We start from the raw sequence: 14,273 nt of genomic DNA on the forward strand, positions 1-14,273 counted from the left end.
TGTGCCCTCCCTCACAGCAGCTTATGGCCGCACTCAAAGCAGAATTTTTGTCCGGGCTTTACCTCATGCTTGCATTGCCCGCAGGTCAGAATCATGCTGGTTCCGCATTCCGGACAGAACTTGACATCCTTGGAAACGGTTGTACCGCATTGCTTGCAGGTTTTTCCAAGATCCGCGCCGCATTTGCTGCAGACTTCCGCATCGGGAAGATTGTCCGCCTTGCACACAGGGCAGGGATGGTAGGGATCGCCGCAATGGGCGCAAAATTTTGTTCCCGGCAGCACCGGTTTTCCGCAGCTTTGGCAAAGGATCTGCTGCTCCTGGGGCGGCTGTGCAGTCTCCTTCAAGGAGCTGCCGCAGGATTTGCAAAAGTTGAAATCCGCGGGATTCACATCTTTGCACTGGGGGCAGACACGGTGCGCACCGGCCGCCTGGAGCTGGCTGCCCAATTGGGGCATTACGCTGCCTACGGCTGCGCCCAGACCCGATCCCAGGCCAAGACCGATGCCGGCATTCATGAAAGTAGACTGGGTGCCTTCATTCCTGGCGGCTTGCTCCAGCGTGTCGAAGGCCCGGGCTTGCTGGTAATTAAATCCAAGAATCTCCATTTCCGCTTTTTTGGTGAGGGCTTCCTTCAGGCGTTTGGTGGTGGGATCATTGTCCGGCAGATTGATGGACTCAAAGTTCAGATTCACCAGCCGCAATCCGGAATCCGCAAAGGCGGGTGCCACCCGCTCCTCAATATGTCGGGAGATGTCCGAGATATAGGCGTGAATATCCAGAACGCTGATTTTTTTATGGACCAAATAAGAAGAAATGAGTTCCTTGATATTCATCATCAGGATGCCCCTGAAGTAGTTGTACAGCGCGTCCTGATTAAATACCGGCAGAGTGCCGATGAGCCGGGTCATAAACATGCGGGAATCGGCAATTTCCACGGCAAGCTGCCCGAACGCCCGGATGGACATCATCAGCTGATACTTGGGCTCCTGAAGCTGGATAGGTGCGGAGGTTCCCCATTTAATATCCATGGAACGGAGCTTGTTGATATACCAAACCTCGGCGGTAAAAGGGGATTTGCCGCCAAAGGGAATGTTGACAATGGAGGATAACACCGGAATATTCTCCGTAGACAGGGTATGCCGGCCCGGTCCGAACAGATCCAGAGCCTGGCCTCCTTTGAACAGGATGGCTTCCTGGGACTCATTGACGATAAGCTGGGTCCATGTGCCCAACTCCTGATGGGGATATTTCCAGACCAGGATGTCTGGCGGGCCGTCGTATTTCAACACGCGGATGATGGCCATATTCGTTCTCCTTTCAAAACTGGCAGCACGCAGTATGTATGTTGGTTGCGGTAAGGTATTCGACAAAACCCTCCAAATCCCTGCCGAAAATGGGGCCCGTTGGAGCAAAATCTGGGAGCGAATAGGCCTAACGCGCTTACCACTATTTGTATTACGGAAAACAGGCATTCATGTTTCATCCGGCTTGCCTGCTGCGACCTCCGGCCTCCTGTACAGATGTCTGTCTGTTTTCCAGGTAGGGATATAGTATGATGTTACCATATGATCTCGAAATGGGGAACGGTTGTTTCTATGAATCGGCACTTTGGTGGAGGCAGCATGTTTCGCCTTGCTGGGCGGCTCCGGTTTGCGTTGTTCCTCCTGCCAAAACCAAATTCATTCACGTGCGGATATACAGGTGAGAGGATGTGAGAGCTTGCAGAGCGATGAGCGCGCAAGGGACGTGGATGCGCTGGCCCGGCTATGGGGCAGCCGGCTGTATGCGTTCTGCCGGAGGCTCTCCCCGTCCCGGACGGATGCCGACGATTTGTACCAGCAAACCTTTCTCCGGGTGCTGGATATGGCGGGGCGGGTGGAGGAGGACCATAATCCGGCAGGGTTCCTGATGGCCATAGCCGCCCGGATCTGGCGGGACGAACAGGCCAAGCGGGCCCGCAGACACCGGATTGCCCCGGTGGACCGGTCGCCGGACCGGGTGGAACAGGCCCCGGATGCCGGAAGGACGGAGCAGATTGTGGAGGAAGCCATGCTGCGTCGCCAGGTCCAGGATTCCGTCCAAAAGCTGCCGGATATGCTGCGTATGCCGGTGCTGCTGTTTTATATGGGCGGCCTGTCGGTACGTGAGGTTGCGGAGGCTCTCCACCTGCCCCAGGGCACGGTGAAAACCCGGCTTTATCAGGCCAGGCAGCAATTGAAATCCGAACTGGAGGGATATTCCCGATGAAAAAACCGTTAACGGATGAGGAACTGGATTCCCTGCTGTTCTCTGCGCTGGGGGATGAGGCCATGGAGGTGCCTTCATCGGTACAAGGCGCATTGCAGGAGGAGCTGCTTGTCAGAAAAAGCCGCTGGACCCTGTCCTGGTGGGTGCCGGCGCTTGCCGGAATGCTGCAAACGGCTGCTGTGGCCGGTGCGGTTCAGGTGCTTTTCCCCGGATCAATGGCGGCTGTGTTGGCTGCGGCCTGCGGCGGCGTATGCTCCTTGAGCGGGTGCGTGCTGTGGGGCGTTGCCCGGAAAAAGTGGAAGGAGGAGGTAGAAGGATGCTGAGTGTGCCGTGGGTCATCGGATTTATGATTGCCGCGTTTGTGTTGTTTGCTGCTGCGGTTGCCTGCTTCGGCGTCTGGACATATCGGGATGCCAAAGCCCGCGGGCTGGAGGCGGGACTGTGGACGGCGATTGTGGTGCTGATGCCTAATTTGCTGGGTATTCTGCTGTACTTCCTGGTGGGGCGCAAGCAGCGGAGAATCCCCTGTCCTGCCTGCGGAAGCTTGACGGAGCCGGAAAAAGCATACTGCTCCAGCTGCGGAACCCGCCTGGGCGAAACGGTATTTGCGCCTGTTGAGCGGAAGCAGGGGAAGCCTTTGCTGTTCGCCGGGATTGGCATCATTGTACTGGTTTTTCTTCTGGTAATCGGCATTTTCATTGCCCAATTTGCCGCTTCCCCGGAGTCCTTCATTCAACGGAATATTTCCATTGGCCAAACCCAAACCTCCCTGCCCGGCAGATGGAAGCTCTCCTTCTGGTATTTGGACGGGGAGAAGTTCCGCTCCATCAAGCTGAAGCAGGAGGGCTCCAAGACGATGACCATCAATGCCTTCATTGAATCGGGGACAGCGGAAGCGCAGGTGGTTTCCAAAGAGAGCGGGGTGGAGAAGCGGCTTTCGCTGAATGAGCTGAACAGTCCGGATTCCCCCTATACCTGGGATTTAAGCGAGTTTCCCGCCAATGCCAAGCTGACTCTGCGGATCTATGCGGAAAAGGCCAAAGGCAAGTTTGATTTGAAGTGGGAGCAGTAGGGCAGGAGGAGATGGGCTATTCGGCGCGAAGATGTGGCGACGAACCCAAACCGGGCCTAAACCGGCCCCCAAATTGGCTGTTGGCGCCGGATTGGTCGGACGATGCACGGCTAACCCAATTAAGCGGCACTTGGACGGATTCCGCCTGAGTGCCGCTTTTTGGTGTGGCGGCAAGCCGGAGGCAGGGGGAGAAAATTTTAAGCTTGTGAAATTTATCACTTTCTCTGAGGGTGAATCGAAGTAATATATATATAGGTTAAAAATACCTAGGTACAAATAACACATAGACTATGGAGGAATGGATAATGGAGTTCAAACATGTATTTACACCGGGCGCCATCGGCCAATTAACCTTGAAAAACCGCTTTGTGCTTGCTCCCATGGGCTCCGGCATGGCAGACAACGAGATGATTACGGATGAATTCATCCGGTATCATGTAGCCCGGGCCAAAGGCGGCGTCGGCATGAACACCATCGAATATACGGCGGTTCATTCCACCACCCGCAATCCGTCCATCCCTTCCTTGTATGAGGATCGTTTTATTCCCGGCATGCGCCGCTTGACTGACGCCGTACACGCGGCAGGAGGCAAAATCAGCACCCAGCTGTGGCATGCGGGCAGACAGACCTCCAGCCAGATTACCGGGCAGCCCATTATCGCCCCTTCTCCGATCCCCAATGTGGCGTACCGGGAGATGCCGGTGGAGATGGATCAGGCCATGATCGACGAGATTGTGGAGGCATTCGGCGCCGCGGCTCTGCGGGCCAAGCAGGCCGGATTCGATATGGTCGAGCTGCATGGCGCCAGCGGCTATCTGCTGAACCAGTTTATGAGCCCGTACAGCAACAAGCGGGAGGATGAATACGGCGGCGATCTGGTGAAGCGGACCCGTTTTTGTACAGAAGTCATCAAGAGCATCAAGCGGCAGGTTGGGGAGGATTTTCCGGTTTCCTACCGGTTGACCATTGAGGAATTTGTGCCCGGCGGACTGGTTCCCGGGGACATTATGGAGATCGCGCCGATTCTGGAAGCGGCGGGAGCCGACGTGATTCACGTGACCAGCGGCCTGTTCGAGACCGTACACAGAACCATTGCCCCCTTGGAGGTGGCTCCCGGCTTTAATGCGGGCTACACGGCGCAGTTGAAGAAGCTTCTCCACATCCCGGTTATGGTAGTGGGACGGATCAATGATCCCGCTGTGGCCGAAAAGATCATTGCCGAAGGCCAGGCTGATTTCATAGCTCTGGGACGGACACTCATCGCCGATCCGGAATTCTGCATCAAGGCGGAGCAAGGCCGGGTGGATGAGATTATCAAGTGCATCGGCTGCAACCAAGCCTGTGTCGGCGGGCAGCGGCCAGACCGGGAGCTGGCGGGTCACAACGGACCGGTATGCCTGCGCAACCCGGTTACCGGGCGGGAGGACCGCTTTGGAGACAAGCCCGCTGAGAAGCCCAAGAAGGTTCTGGTGGCAGGGGGCGGCGCTGCGGGAATGACGGCGGCCATCCATCTGCAAAACCGGGGCCATCAGGTTGTGTTATGCGAAAGCTCCGGCGCTCTCGGCGGTCAATTGTTCTTGGCGGGGCAATCCCCCTCCAAGGGAGAAATGGCGGAATCGGCGCTCCAGATGGGCCGGACAGTCGTGCGGAAAGGGGTAGACGTACGGCTGAATACACCTGTCACCGCCGAAGTCATCGAGACAATCCGGCCGGATGAAATCATCATTGCTACAGGCTCGGTTCCGTTTGTGCCCAACATTCCCGGAGTGGAAGGCAAGCATGTGGTCACTGCTCACGCTGTGCTGCGCAAGGAAGCAACTGCCGGCTGCCGCGCGGCGATTATCGGCGGCGGTTTGGTGGGCATTGAGGTAGCGGAGCTGCTCGTTTCCCAGGGCAAGGAAGTGGTTATCGTGGAAATGCAGGATGAGGTAGCCAAGGAACTGGTGCATACCCGGAAGATTTTCGCCGTTGATTTTATTGCCCGGCACGAAATTCCGGTCTATGTGAACACCCGCTGTGTGTCCATTGGCGAAGGGGCAATCACCCTGGAGAAGGAAGGGGCGGAGTTCAAGCTGGAGCACATTGACACTGTGGTGCTGGCTACCGGCTCCAAGTCCCTGAATCAATTGACGGAAGCGGTGAAGGATTCAGGTATTCCGTACCATGTGATCGGTGATGCGTTGAAGCCCCGCAAGGCGCTGGAGGCGATTTATGAAGGAGCGGAAGTGGCTCAGCTGATTTAACGGATTCGGCCGGAGGCTGCCGGGGAGGAGACAGAATGCTCCTGCCTGGCGGCCTCTTTTGCTCCGGCGGCGGTTTTGGTATGCTGGAGGCAGAAGCCAAGCGGAAGAACAGCAAAGGAAGCGTGAAATAGCATGTATATTGACATTCTCATTTTGTCCCAATTGATGCACAGCCCCAAACACGGTTACGAAATAAAGAAGAATGTGGCGTTTTTATTGGGCAAATCCAATACCATCAATAACAACTATTTGTATCCGACCCTCAAGCGCTTTGAGGAAATGGGGGCCATCACCAAACAATTGGAGCTTCAGGAGAACCGGCCCAACCGGCATATTTATTCCATCACAGAGATGGGAAAGGAAATTTTTCACAGCCTGCTCAACGAATTTCCCCCGGAATATGCTCGGAACCAGGATGAAATTTTCAACCGGCTGGCTTTTTTTGAGCTGCTGGAGCCGGAGACCAGAGAGCAGGTGATTTCCGGCCGTCTCCGGTATATTGAGGAAAACTTGGCTCATTTGGATGGATTGGTCCACAGTGTGGAGGATAACCGGTTTTTACCCATGTCGCCCATTCTGCATGAATATTCCAGACTGCAAATGAAGGCGGAGCTGGATTTTTTCATGAGGCTGAAGGCGCGTTTTTCAACCCCGAAGGATCTGGAACCGGAAAGCGAAGCAAACTTGAATTTGCACAAAAAATGATCGAAATTTAACGAAAATTAAAATAGAATCGCGATGAAATCTGTCATATAATGAGTGTAATGTACGACGATGGATGGAGCCATCGCGTGAAAGGAGCTGTTCTTCTTACGATGATGTGGAAAGAAAAATACAAGATCGGTGTGGAGCTGATCGACGAACAGCACCTGGAATTGTTTAAGCGCGTAGAGAGCTTTTTGCTGGTTCTGCGTTCCAAGGAAGATTGGGACGCCAAGGTGGAAAAAGTGAAGGAAACACTGGAGTTTATGAAGCTGTACGTAGTCCAGCATTTCCACGACGAGGAGCAGTATCAGCGGGAGGTTTGTTACCCCGACTGCGCCAAGCACTGCGAGGTCCATGCCCAGTTTACGGCGGAAGTGGGGGAATTCGTAAGGCTGTTTGAGGAGCAGGGCTATCAGGAGCCGCTGGTTCAGAGATTCGCCGGCAAGCTGCTGGCTTGGCTGATTAACCATGTAGCCGCCTCCGACCAGAAAATCGCCGACTATCTGGACAGCCTGAAAGGGGACCCCGCTTATGAATCCTGAGATTGCGAATCCTTTTTATGTGGCAACTCGGGAGGTTTTCCGCCTGATGCTGGATCTGGAGGTCCAGCGTGGAGCGGATCAACTGAAGCTGGACGGCCTGGCCAACAAAAAAGCCTGTGTCAGCATCGGCATCATTGGCGATCTGGAGGGGACCATCCAGTATAATTTTCCGGAAAGCATGACGCTGGAAATGGTGCGGATCATGTCCGGTATGGAAATGGAGGTTGTAGATGATTTTGTGGCCTCCGCCCTCAACGAAATCGTTAATATTATCAGCGGCAACGCCATGACCGGCTTGTTCGAAAGCGACTACACCTGCGATATTCTTCCGCCGACTCTTGAGCTCACTGAAGAGATGATGGAGCCTCATTCGAATAACGTGATTTCCCTGCCTCTGGAGACTATCATTGGCCCTCTTCGGGTGGAAGTGGATTTGCGTAAAAAAGGGGCGTAACATCCATACCCTTCGCCAGTTCCCTCGGGAAGCTGGCTTTTTTTGTGTGCAAAAGATGCGGCTCAATAAGCAAATGGATGGCGGGATGAGCCCGTTTCGCATGATTAGCTTCCGGACCAGGTGGTATAATAGACTGGAAGTGCGGTCCAATGCCGCGGCTTCAGCGCAAGTACCTGGGGAAAGGAGAGGATCGCTACATGGACCATCAGGACGAAAAGAACCCGCCAAAGGAGCTGGCCACCTTTGCAGGAGGCTGCTTTTGGTGTATGGTCAAGCCCTTTGATGAGCTTCCGGGAATCCTTCGGGTGGTTTCCGGTTATACAGGCGGCCATAAGCCCAATCCCACCTACGAAGAGGTGTGCTCCCATACCACCGGACATACGGAGGCAGTCCAGATTGAGTTTGATCCCGAACGTTTCCCGTATGCCAAGCTGGTGGAGCTGTTCTGGCAGCAAATCGATCCCACCGATTCCGGCGGCCAGTTTCATGACAGGGGAGATTCTTACCGGACCGCCATTTTCTATCATTCGCAGGAGCAAAAAAGGATTGCCGAGGAGTCCAAGCGCAAGCTTGCGGAAAGCGGAAGGTTTGATAAGCCCATTGTGGTTCCGATTGTGCCTGCCGAACCCTTTTATCCGGCGGAGGAATATCACCAGGATTTTCATAGGAAGAATCCGATGCACTACAAGCGCTACCGGATGGGCTCCGGCCGGGATGATTTTATTGCCCGTCACTGGTCCCGCAAAACCCGCGATACCAGCCATCTGACGCCTCTGCAGTACGAAGTGACCCAAAACAGCGCGACGGAGCCGCCTTTCCGCAATGAGTTCTTCGACCATAAGGAAGAGGGCATCTATGTGGATATTGTCTCGGGGGAGCCCTTGTTCAGCTCTCTGGATAAATTTGATTCCGGCTGCGGCTGGCCCAGCTTTACCAAACCCTTAGCAGAACATGCGGTGAAGGAAAAGTCGGATTTCAGCCATTTTATGATCCGCACCGAGGTCCGCAGCAGCGAGGCCGACTCCCATCTGGGCCATGTTTTTGATGATGGGCCGCAGGATCAGGGGGGCTTGCGCTACTGCATCAACTCCGCTGCCCTCCGTTTTATTCCCAAGCAGGGTCTGGAAAAGGAAGGGTACGGCGAATTCCGCAAGCTGTTCGGTGAATAAATGCACGGCTTCCAAACCCCGGTCATCAGGCCGGGGATTTTTAGGTTACAACCAAGTGTAACATATGTCACACTATCCGATAGGCGGACAGGCTATAATTTACAGGTTCGCTGTTCCCCATTATTCTGGGAGGAGGGAGTTCCCTTCACCGGATAGAGCTGGCTGCTGCCTGCAGTGAACGCTTGGACAAGATCGGTAAGGAGGAACCAAAATCCATGGCTTACAAGTCGCTTGAACTGGTAAAACCTGAACTCTATACACTGGAGGGGCTGGAGGTGGGGCTCACCTCATCCTGCAACTTCAAATGCGATTATTGCTGCGCGTATCAGCGCAATGACGGAGAAAGCCTGGACGGCCGCGAGGTCATCCGGATTCTGGAGGAGCTGCCGGCCTTAAAGCGGGTGCGCCTGTCCGGCGGAGAGGTCACCATGAAATACCGGGATTGCGTGGAGGTGGTGGCATACTGTGCTTCCCGGGGCATCCAGACCCAGTTGAACTCCAACGCCAGCCTGCTGAATGAGGCCAAGGTAGAGGAATTGGTGCAAGCAGGGCTGACCACCATTCATATCAGCTTTAACTTTACGACGGCAGAAGGGTTTTCCAGGTATTACAAGCTGCCCCCGGCTGTCTATGACCGGATTCTGGAGAACATCCGCCTGTTTGCCCGGACCAAGGTGGATACGGTGCTGGAGACACTGCTTTTTGAGGAGACCCAGCATTGTCTGAAGGATATCAGCGAAATGGTTTATGATCTGGGCGTCCGCACTCATGAAATTCAGAACAGCATTGTCATGAATCATACCGGCTGGAAAGCCATTGCCGCGCGCGAGCAGCTGAAGCGGGCGGTGGATGAGCTGATCGCCGTCAAGCGGGAGGATTCCGTGCTGTATTTGACCTGTATGGACCGCTTCGCCGAAGAGCTGGGCATCCGCGAGCAGCCGGGGGTTTATTTGTCCCAATGCATTGAAGGCAAAACCCAGCTTCATCTGCATGGAAACGGGGATGTGCTGATCTCCGAGCTGTGTTATCCCGTGGTCATCGGCAACATCTATAAAGGCACCAAGCTGGCGGATATTTTCAGCAACATGCCCCCGGCGTTGCAGGATTATCTGCAGCGGGAGCCCTGTCCGGCCCGTGAAGCCATGTTTCCCGGCGAAAGTAAAGCGTAGCCTTCCCTCTCCGTCCCGGGACGGAGGCATAAATCCGCCTGTGGTGTGTTGTTCCCGGAAGACAGGTTGCTTACAATAGGAGCATACACTACAAGATCCTAAAAAAGCGCAGGAACGAAACGGGAGGATGTTATGGACAGGAGAGCGTTAGGCGGTATTTTGTTGATTGTCGCTGGGATATTGCTTTTTGCAGGGAAAGGAAATCCTGTGAACCCGGGATTCGTCTTCGGGAATTTCTGGGCCAGCTTATTCGTTATCCCATTGGGATTGTTCTTTCATTGGCTATATTTCTTCGCAACGGGGCGCAGGGGAGTCGGACTTCTCATCCCTGGCGGTATTCTGCTGGTAGCGGGCGTTGTCTGCCAAATCTCCATGCTGTTTGATATTTGGCAGTACACCTGGCCCGGCTTTCTGCTGGCTGCAGCGTTTGGCCTGCTGGAATTTTATTGGTTTGCCGGACGCAACCGCTGGCTTCTGATCCCCATTTTCATACTAACCAGCATATCCGTTCTGTTCTTCGCCATTTTCGCCTTGGGCAGCCTGTCCAGCTTCCGTATTATGGGTCAGTCGGCGGCAGCCATTGTGCTGATTGCAGCGGGACTGTTCCTGATGCTGGGCAAAAAACGCGAGCGCTTCTAAGCTTGCGGCTTATACAGAATGTTTCCGTCCGTCCCTTAGGGAATCAGCGACCGTCAGGCTTGCCGCCTGGATGGGAAGCTCCGATGCCCGGGAGACGGGCTTTTTGCGTGCGGGCGCCGTATGTCCCGAGTCCGGCTGCATTTCCGGCAGCTGGCCCCAATAGCGCTTGGGCATGAAATTCATACGCCGGCGGGGATTGATCCGCTCGCGGATGGCGATGGTATTGTAGAACCGTTTCCAGAGGCGGCGGAATTCCACTTCCTTGTGATCCAGCTCGGGCATGTCCAATTCATCCACAGCGACAATGGCATCCCGGCCAGGCTCATGAATCAGCGCTTGCCGGTGGGTTTTGTCATAGATCATAAAGGTTTCGCTGGCGAAGCGGTCGCAGAAGTGGCTGCGGATCTCGGGCAGCACCTGGTTCCGCGGCTCAATGATGGATACCAGCGCGCCCTGATGCACGGAAAACCGGACGAAGCCCGTAAACTTATGGGCTTCCCGCCTAAGCTGAAGAACAGCCTCATCCAGGGTTCTCACTGTATCGTCAGCCAGCATATCAATGACAGCGGCGCCGCAGGAAAATCCCAGCCGCAGGAAACGGAGAAGGAGCAGCTCCTTGTGGGAATGGCTGGTCAGCCATCCCAAGCGCACCATTTCCCGCGCCTCCCGGGAAATCTTCAGGGCAATGGTGCCGTATACCCGCTTGGCCTTCTCCAGATCGGTAGCAATGGGCCGGGCAGGCAGCAGGAAGCCCTGCTCTTCCTCCTGGGAGACAATCTCGTAGGGAAGCTCCCGGCGGTTGTAACTTTCATATACGCAGCATAGAAACCCGTTAAAGCTGCCGTCATAGCTGTAGGCTACATCTGTCCGGTAAGACATTGCATCACACTCTCCTTTGTCACGGCGGATTCGTCAAAAAAGGATAGCTGCTCGTATTCGGGCTGCAGAATGTTCTTCAGGCCGCTTTCGGAAATCAGTCCCCGCAGGATGCTGCTTTCGCTTACCCGGAGCCCCTCCAGGGCCTTGCCTTTGCACGTAATGAAATATTGGGCCCGCTTCAGCACTACTCCCAGCTTCTTCAAGGAAGCAAAGTCCAGGGTGGCCGTTCTCCGGGCGGCTATGATGCGCTTGGCGCTCTGGACGCCGATGCCGGGAACCCGCAGCAGCTCCTCGTAGGAAGCCCGGTTCACCTCCATAGGGAACAGCTCCATATGATGGATGGCCCAGTTGCACTTGGGATCGATCAGCGGGTTGAAATTGGGATTCCGCTCATCCAGCAGCTCCCTGGCCTGGAAGCCGTAAAACCGCAGCAGCCAATCCGCCTGGTACAGCCTGTGCTCCCGCAGGAGGGGAGGTTTGGTTTCCGTGGAGGGCAAGAGGGAATGCTGGGTCACAGGCATGTAGGCGGAGTAAAAAACCCGCTTCAGCTTATACTTCTTGTACAGCCCCTCCGTAAGGGTCAGAATCTTGTGATCCGTCTCCGGCGTCGCTCCCACAATAAGCTGGGTGCTTTGGCCGGCCGGGGCGAACTTGGGGGAGTGGCGGTACTTGACCACGTCGTATGCATTCTCGGTAATCTTCTCCCGGATGAGACCCATGGGCCTCAGGATAGCTTCCTTGCTCTTGTCCGGAGCCAGCATCTGCAGGCTTTCCCGGGAGGGAAGCTCTATGTTGACGCTCATCCTGTCGGCCAGCATGCCCAGCCGGGAAATCAGCGCGCTGTCCGCTCCCGGTATGGCCTTCACATGGATGTAGCCGTTAAAGCCGTATTCGCCCCTCAAGAGCTCCAATGCCGCAATCATCTGCTCGGTTGTATAGTCCGGACTGCGCATAATGCCGGAGCTTAGGAAGAGGCCCTCAATGTAATTGCGCCGGTAAAACTGAATGGTGAGATCCGCCAGCTCCCTGGGGGTAAACGCCGCGCGGCGCGTATCGTTGGAGCGTCTGTTGACGCAGTAGGCGCAGTCGTACATGCAGCTGTTGGTCATCAGCACCTTCAGAAGGGAGATGCAGCGGCCGTCTGCGGAAAAGCTGTGGCAGATGCCCATGTTGACCGTATTGCCCGTCATCCCTGCCTTAGAGCTTCTGTTGGAGCCGCTGGAGGTGCAGGCGACATCGTACTTGGCCGAGTCGGACAGGATGGTAAGCTTGTCGATAAGTTCCATGCCGGTTTCCTCCTTGCATGGTCTTATCATAACATAGAACATATGTTCTTGTCACGCCTGTTGAAGCATTTTTTCGGATTTTGAAGGGGAGCTCTGATGGGGCTGAAGTTCTTTCATATTTCGACAGGAAGAGAGGGGACTTGAGGTCCTGAAAAAAACTTTAGCAAAAAATGTTTGACATTGTTTTTTGACCGTGGTATATTACTTCTTGCGCCCAACAAGAAAGGCTAACAAATCACGCAGATCCGTAGCTCAATGGCAGAGCAACCGACTCTTAATCGGTAGGTTGTGGGTTCGACCCCCACCGGGTCTATAGCACCATCTTTTTTTGACCGCGGCAGTGCCGCGTATGCAGATCCGTAGCTCAATGGCAGAGCAACCGACTCTTAATCGGTAGGTTGTGGGTTCGACCCCCACCGGGTCTATAGCACCATCTTTTTTTGACCGCGGCAGTGCCGCGTATGCAGATCCGTAGCTCAATGGCAGAGCAACCGACTCTTAATCGGTAGGTTGTGGGTTCGACCCCCACCGGGTCTATAGCACCATCTTTTTTTGACCGCGGCAGTGCCGCGTATGCAGATCCGTAGCTCAATGGCAGAGCAACCGACTCTTAATCGGTAGGTTGTGGGTTCGACCCCCACCGGGTCTATATAACCATTCCAAGAAGTTCTCTTCGTCCCAGCAGACGGAGGGGGCTTTTTTTCTTCAGAAATCGTTCAGAGTTTCTTCATGTGGCATTAAGGTACGTCATGTATAGTATAGATATGAAATGAAACGTAAGCGCTTTATTTGCGTATTAGCATATTGTGAGCTTGAATTGCGACGCGCCGCCGCCAGACGGATGGGATTTTGGAGATCAGCGCCGCCACTATGGATTAGGAAATGGGGATTTTAAGATGACGACGAAACAGTGGATTATGATCGGAACCATTGTCATTATGATTACATTGAACGGAGGCCCTGGGAGAGACGGGGTGAGAACTGCTGATGCCGCATCCTTGACCATACTGGGTACCTCCAGCCAGACTGATCGTGAAGATGCCGCCAATTTTGCCGAGAGCAGCGATCCGCTTGCCCAAGCCATTGGGGAAGACGCCGACTCGGTTATTTACGATGCGCTTCTGGAAGGCAAAACCTTGGCTGAGGTGGCCAATGAGCACGGAGCCGATGTGGACAGCCTGATCCGCCATCAAGTGGCCCAGTTGGCCGCGCAGCTGGATGAACGGCTTGCCGCAGGCAGCATCTCGGAAGACATATATGCCGCGCAACGGGAGGAGCTCTACGATATTGTCGCCAGGAGTGTCCACGGCTTGTAGCGGATTTTTGAGTGTGTGTTTGCGGGGATTGTGAAGGAAGAGCCTAGCAATCGAGCTGGGGTAACTGTGCAGGAATAGCGGAGTTTATTTTCCGCTATCCTTTGCTTACGCAGGGAAAAGGGGCAATAACGGAAGGTTTTTTCCGCTATCGCCCCTTTTTGGCGTTGCGATCTTTAGGTCGGGGTTCAATAGGGGGAAATGGGTTCCGCTATCCCGGCAAACTCCCCCTTCGGGCCTTAAATAGCGGAAATTGCCCTCCGCTATTCTTCCAATCCCCGGTTCCCTACTCATACAAAGCGTCCAACAGCTTGGACGACATGTAGGACGACTTGTCCGCGCTTGCCCGCTGCTGCCGGGGCAGTCCCTCGCCGGTTACCGGATTGGGCTGGTCCTTCGCCAAGACCCACGGTCCCTCGTCCCCATCCAAGCGGATTGCCCGGACGCCGCCCTCCCGGCACAGCCGCTCCACTTCCTCCGCCGCCAAACCCCACTTGGCCGCGGCCTCCCGCACTCCCATGATCTGTGTTAACACGTTCATGATCTGACATC

General features: G+C 55.0%; 15 protein-coding genes and 4 tRNA genes. 15 read left to right on the plus strand and 4 right to left on the minus strand.

The annotated features are described in order from the left end of the window. Positions 1-11 precede the first annotated feature (11 nt). Complete coding sequence (locus tag DQG13_RS10915) at positions 12-1,307, minus strand: SPFH domain-containing protein (protein ID WP_113019786.1); 1,296 nt, start codon at positions 1,305-1,307, stop codon at positions 12-14. 415 nt (positions 1,308-1,722) lie between these two features. Here DQG13_RS10915 and DQG13_RS10920 point away from each other — a divergent pair, with 415 nt between their 5' ends. The 10 genes from DQG13_RS10920 to DQG13_RS10970 all read left to right on the plus strand — a co-directional run bounded on the left by DQG13_RS10920 (position 1,723) and on the right by DQG13_RS10970 (position 10,243). Further along, on the plus strand, positions 1,723-2,250 hold the full coding sequence (locus DQG13_RS10920; protein WP_181592697.1) for an RNA polymerase sigma factor: 528 nt from the start codon (positions 1,723-1,725) through the stop codon (positions 2,248-2,250). Further along, complete coding sequence (locus DQG13_RS10925) at positions 2,247-2,573, plus strand: hypothetical protein (RefSeq protein WP_113019788.1); 327 nt, start codon at positions 2,247-2,249, stop codon at positions 2,571-2,573. The genes DQG13_RS10920 and DQG13_RS10925 overlap by 4 nt, the downstream gene beginning before the upstream one ends. After that, a complete protein-coding gene (locus DQG13_RS10930) occupies positions 2,567-3,322 on the plus strand; it encodes a zinc ribbon domain-containing protein (RefSeq protein WP_113019789.1) in 756 nt (251 codons plus the stop codon). The genes DQG13_RS10925 and DQG13_RS10930 overlap by 7 nt, the downstream gene beginning before the upstream one ends. A 305-nt stretch (positions 3,323-3,627) precedes the next feature. Further along, positions 3,628-5,565 carry an oxidoreductase gene (locus DQG13_RS10940; protein WP_181592698.1) on the plus strand — a complete coding sequence of 646 codons (1,938 nt, stop codon included), beginning with the start codon at positions 3,628-3,630 and terminating at the stop codon, positions 5,563-5,565. A gap of 132 nt (positions 5,566-5,697) precedes the next feature. Continuing rightward, positions 5,698-6,270, plus strand: coding sequence for a PadR family transcriptional regulator (locus DQG13_RS10945; protein ID WP_113019792.1), 573 nt, complete (start codon positions 5,698-5,700; stop codon positions 6,268-6,270). Positions 6,271-6,380: 110 nt separating this feature from the next. Beyond that, the gene (locus DQG13_RS10950) at positions 6,381-6,812 is read left to right on the plus strand and encodes a bacteriohemerythrin (protein ID WP_113019793.1); all 432 of its coding nucleotides are present in this window, start codon (positions 6,381-6,383) and stop codon (positions 6,810-6,812) included. Continuing rightward, positions 6,802-7,266, plus strand: a complete 465-nt coding sequence (locus DQG13_RS10955) for a chemotaxis protein CheX (RefSeq protein WP_113019794.1) — start codon at positions 6,802-6,804, stop codon at positions 7,264-7,266. Before DQG13_RS10950 ends, DQG13_RS10955 begins: the two co-directional genes overlap by 11 nt. 197 nt (positions 7,267-7,463) lie before the next feature. Then, positions 7,464-8,435 (plus strand): peptide-methionine (S)-S-oxide reductase MsrA, encoded by a 972-nt coding sequence (msrA, locus tag DQG13_RS10960; protein WP_113019845.1) that lies wholly within the window; start codon positions 7,464-7,466, stop codon positions 8,433-8,435. A gap of 215 nt (positions 8,436-8,650) precedes the next feature. Continuing rightward, the gene (locus DQG13_RS10965) at positions 8,651-9,604 is read left to right on the plus strand and encodes a radical SAM protein (RefSeq protein WP_113019795.1); all 954 of its coding nucleotides are present in this window, start codon (positions 8,651-8,653) and stop codon (positions 9,602-9,604) included. 207 nt (positions 9,605-9,811) lie between these two features. Beyond that, complete coding sequence (locus tag DQG13_RS10970) at positions 9,812-10,243, plus strand: hypothetical protein (protein WP_309472229.1); 432 nt, start codon at positions 9,812-9,814, stop codon at positions 10,241-10,243. Between the two features lie 9 nt (positions 10,244-10,252). Here DQG13_RS10970 and DQG13_RS10975 read toward each other — a convergent pair whose 3' ends face one another. Continuing rightward, positions 10,253-11,122, minus strand: coding sequence for a TIGR03915 family putative DNA repair protein (locus DQG13_RS10975; RefSeq protein ID WP_113019797.1), 870 nt, complete (start codon positions 11,120-11,122; stop codon positions 10,253-10,255). Continuing rightward, a complete protein-coding gene (locus DQG13_RS10980; RefSeq protein ID WP_113019798.1) occupies positions 11,101-12,408 on the minus strand; it encodes a putative DNA modification/repair radical SAM protein in 1,308 nt (435 codons plus the stop codon). The genes DQG13_RS10975 and DQG13_RS10980 overlap by 22 nt, the downstream gene beginning before the upstream one ends. A gap of 241 nt (positions 12,409-12,649) precedes the next feature. Between DQG13_RS10980 and DQG13_RS10985 the strand changes: the two genes are divergently transcribed. From DQG13_RS10985 to DQG13_RS11005, 5 genes are all read left to right on the plus strand, one after another. Continuing rightward, positions 12,650-12,721 (plus strand) — tRNA-Lys (locus DQG13_RS10985). A gap of 40 nt (positions 12,722-12,761) precedes the next feature. Further along, a tRNA-Lys gene (locus tag DQG13_RS10990) sits at positions 12,762-12,833 on the plus strand. 40 nt (positions 12,834-12,873) lie between these two features. After that, positions 12,874-12,945: transfer RNA gene (locus tag DQG13_RS10995), tRNA-Lys, on the plus strand. 40 nt (positions 12,946-12,985) lie between these two features. Then, positions 12,986-13,057, plus strand: a tRNA-Lys gene (locus tag DQG13_RS11000). A gap of 247 nt (positions 13,058-13,304) precedes the next feature. Beyond that, a complete protein-coding gene (locus DQG13_RS11005; protein ID WP_146767143.1) occupies positions 13,305-13,724 on the plus strand; it encodes a hypothetical protein in 420 nt (139 codons plus the stop codon). A gap of 283 nt (positions 13,725-14,007) precedes the next feature. On the opposite strand, the gene DQG13_RS11010 is transcribed toward DQG13_RS11005, so the two are convergent. Further along, positions 14,008-14,262: a helix-turn-helix domain-containing protein gene (locus DQG13_RS11010; RefSeq protein WP_146767144.1), complete on the minus strand. Its 255-nt coding sequence runs from the start codon at positions 14,260-14,262 to the stop codon at positions 14,008-14,010. Positions 14,263-14,273: the final 11 nt, after the last annotated feature.

It is taken from the genome of Paenibacillus sp. YN15 (assembly GCF_003285005.1).
In the GTDB taxonomy this organism is placed as follows: Bacteria; Bacillota; Bacilli; order Paenibacillales; family NBRC-103111; genus Paenibacillus_AR.

Excerpts from the sequence above, each read along its gene's own strand:
- DQG13_RS10915 (WP_113019786.1), bottom strand. The coding sequence starts at position 1,307 with ATGGCCATCATCCGCGTGTTGAAATACGACGGCCCGCCAGACATCCTG.
- DQG13_RS10925 (WP_113019788.1), top strand. The coding sequence starts at position 2,247 with ATGAAAAAACCGTTAACGGATGAGGAACTGGATTCCCTGCTGTTCTCT.
- DQG13_RS10930 (WP_113019789.1), top strand. The coding sequence starts at position 2,567 with ATGCTGAGTGTGCCGTGGGTCATCGGATTTATGATTGCCGCGTTTGTG.
- DQG13_RS10940 (WP_181592698.1), top strand. The coding sequence starts at position 3,628 with ATGGAGTTCAAACATGTATTTACACCGGGCGCCATCGGCCAATTAACC.
- DQG13_RS10945 (WP_113019792.1), top strand. The coding sequence starts at position 5,698 with ATGTATATTGACATTCTCATTTTGTCCCAATTGATGCACAGCCCCAAA.
- DQG13_RS10950 (WP_113019793.1), top strand. The coding sequence starts at position 6,381 with ATGATGTGGAAAGAAAAATACAAGATCGGTGTGGAGCTGATCGACGAA.
- DQG13_RS10955 (WP_113019794.1), top strand. The coding sequence starts at position 6,802 with ATGAATCCTGAGATTGCGAATCCTTTTTATGTGGCAACTCGGGAGGTT.
- msrA (WP_113019845.1), top strand. The coding sequence starts at position 7,464 with ATGGACCATCAGGACGAAAAGAACCCGCCAAAGGAGCTGGCCACCTTT.
- DQG13_RS10965 (WP_113019795.1), top strand. The coding sequence starts at position 8,651 with ATGGCTTACAAGTCGCTTGAACTGGTAAAACCTGAACTCTATACACTG.
- DQG13_RS10975 (WP_113019797.1), bottom strand. The coding sequence starts at position 11,122 with ATGTCTTACCGGACAGATGTAGCCTACAGCTATGACGGCAGCTTTAAC.
- DQG13_RS10980 (WP_113019798.1), bottom strand. The coding sequence starts at position 12,408 with ATGGAACTTATCGACAAGCTTACCATCCTGTCCGACTCGGCCAAGTAC.
- DQG13_RS11005 (WP_146767143.1), top strand. The coding sequence starts at position 13,305 with ATGACGACGAAACAGTGGATTATGATCGGAACCATTGTCATTATGATT.
- DQG13_RS11010 (WP_146767144.1), bottom strand. The coding sequence starts at position 14,262 with ATGAACGTGTTAACACAGATCATGGGAGTGCGGGAGGCCGCGGCCAAG.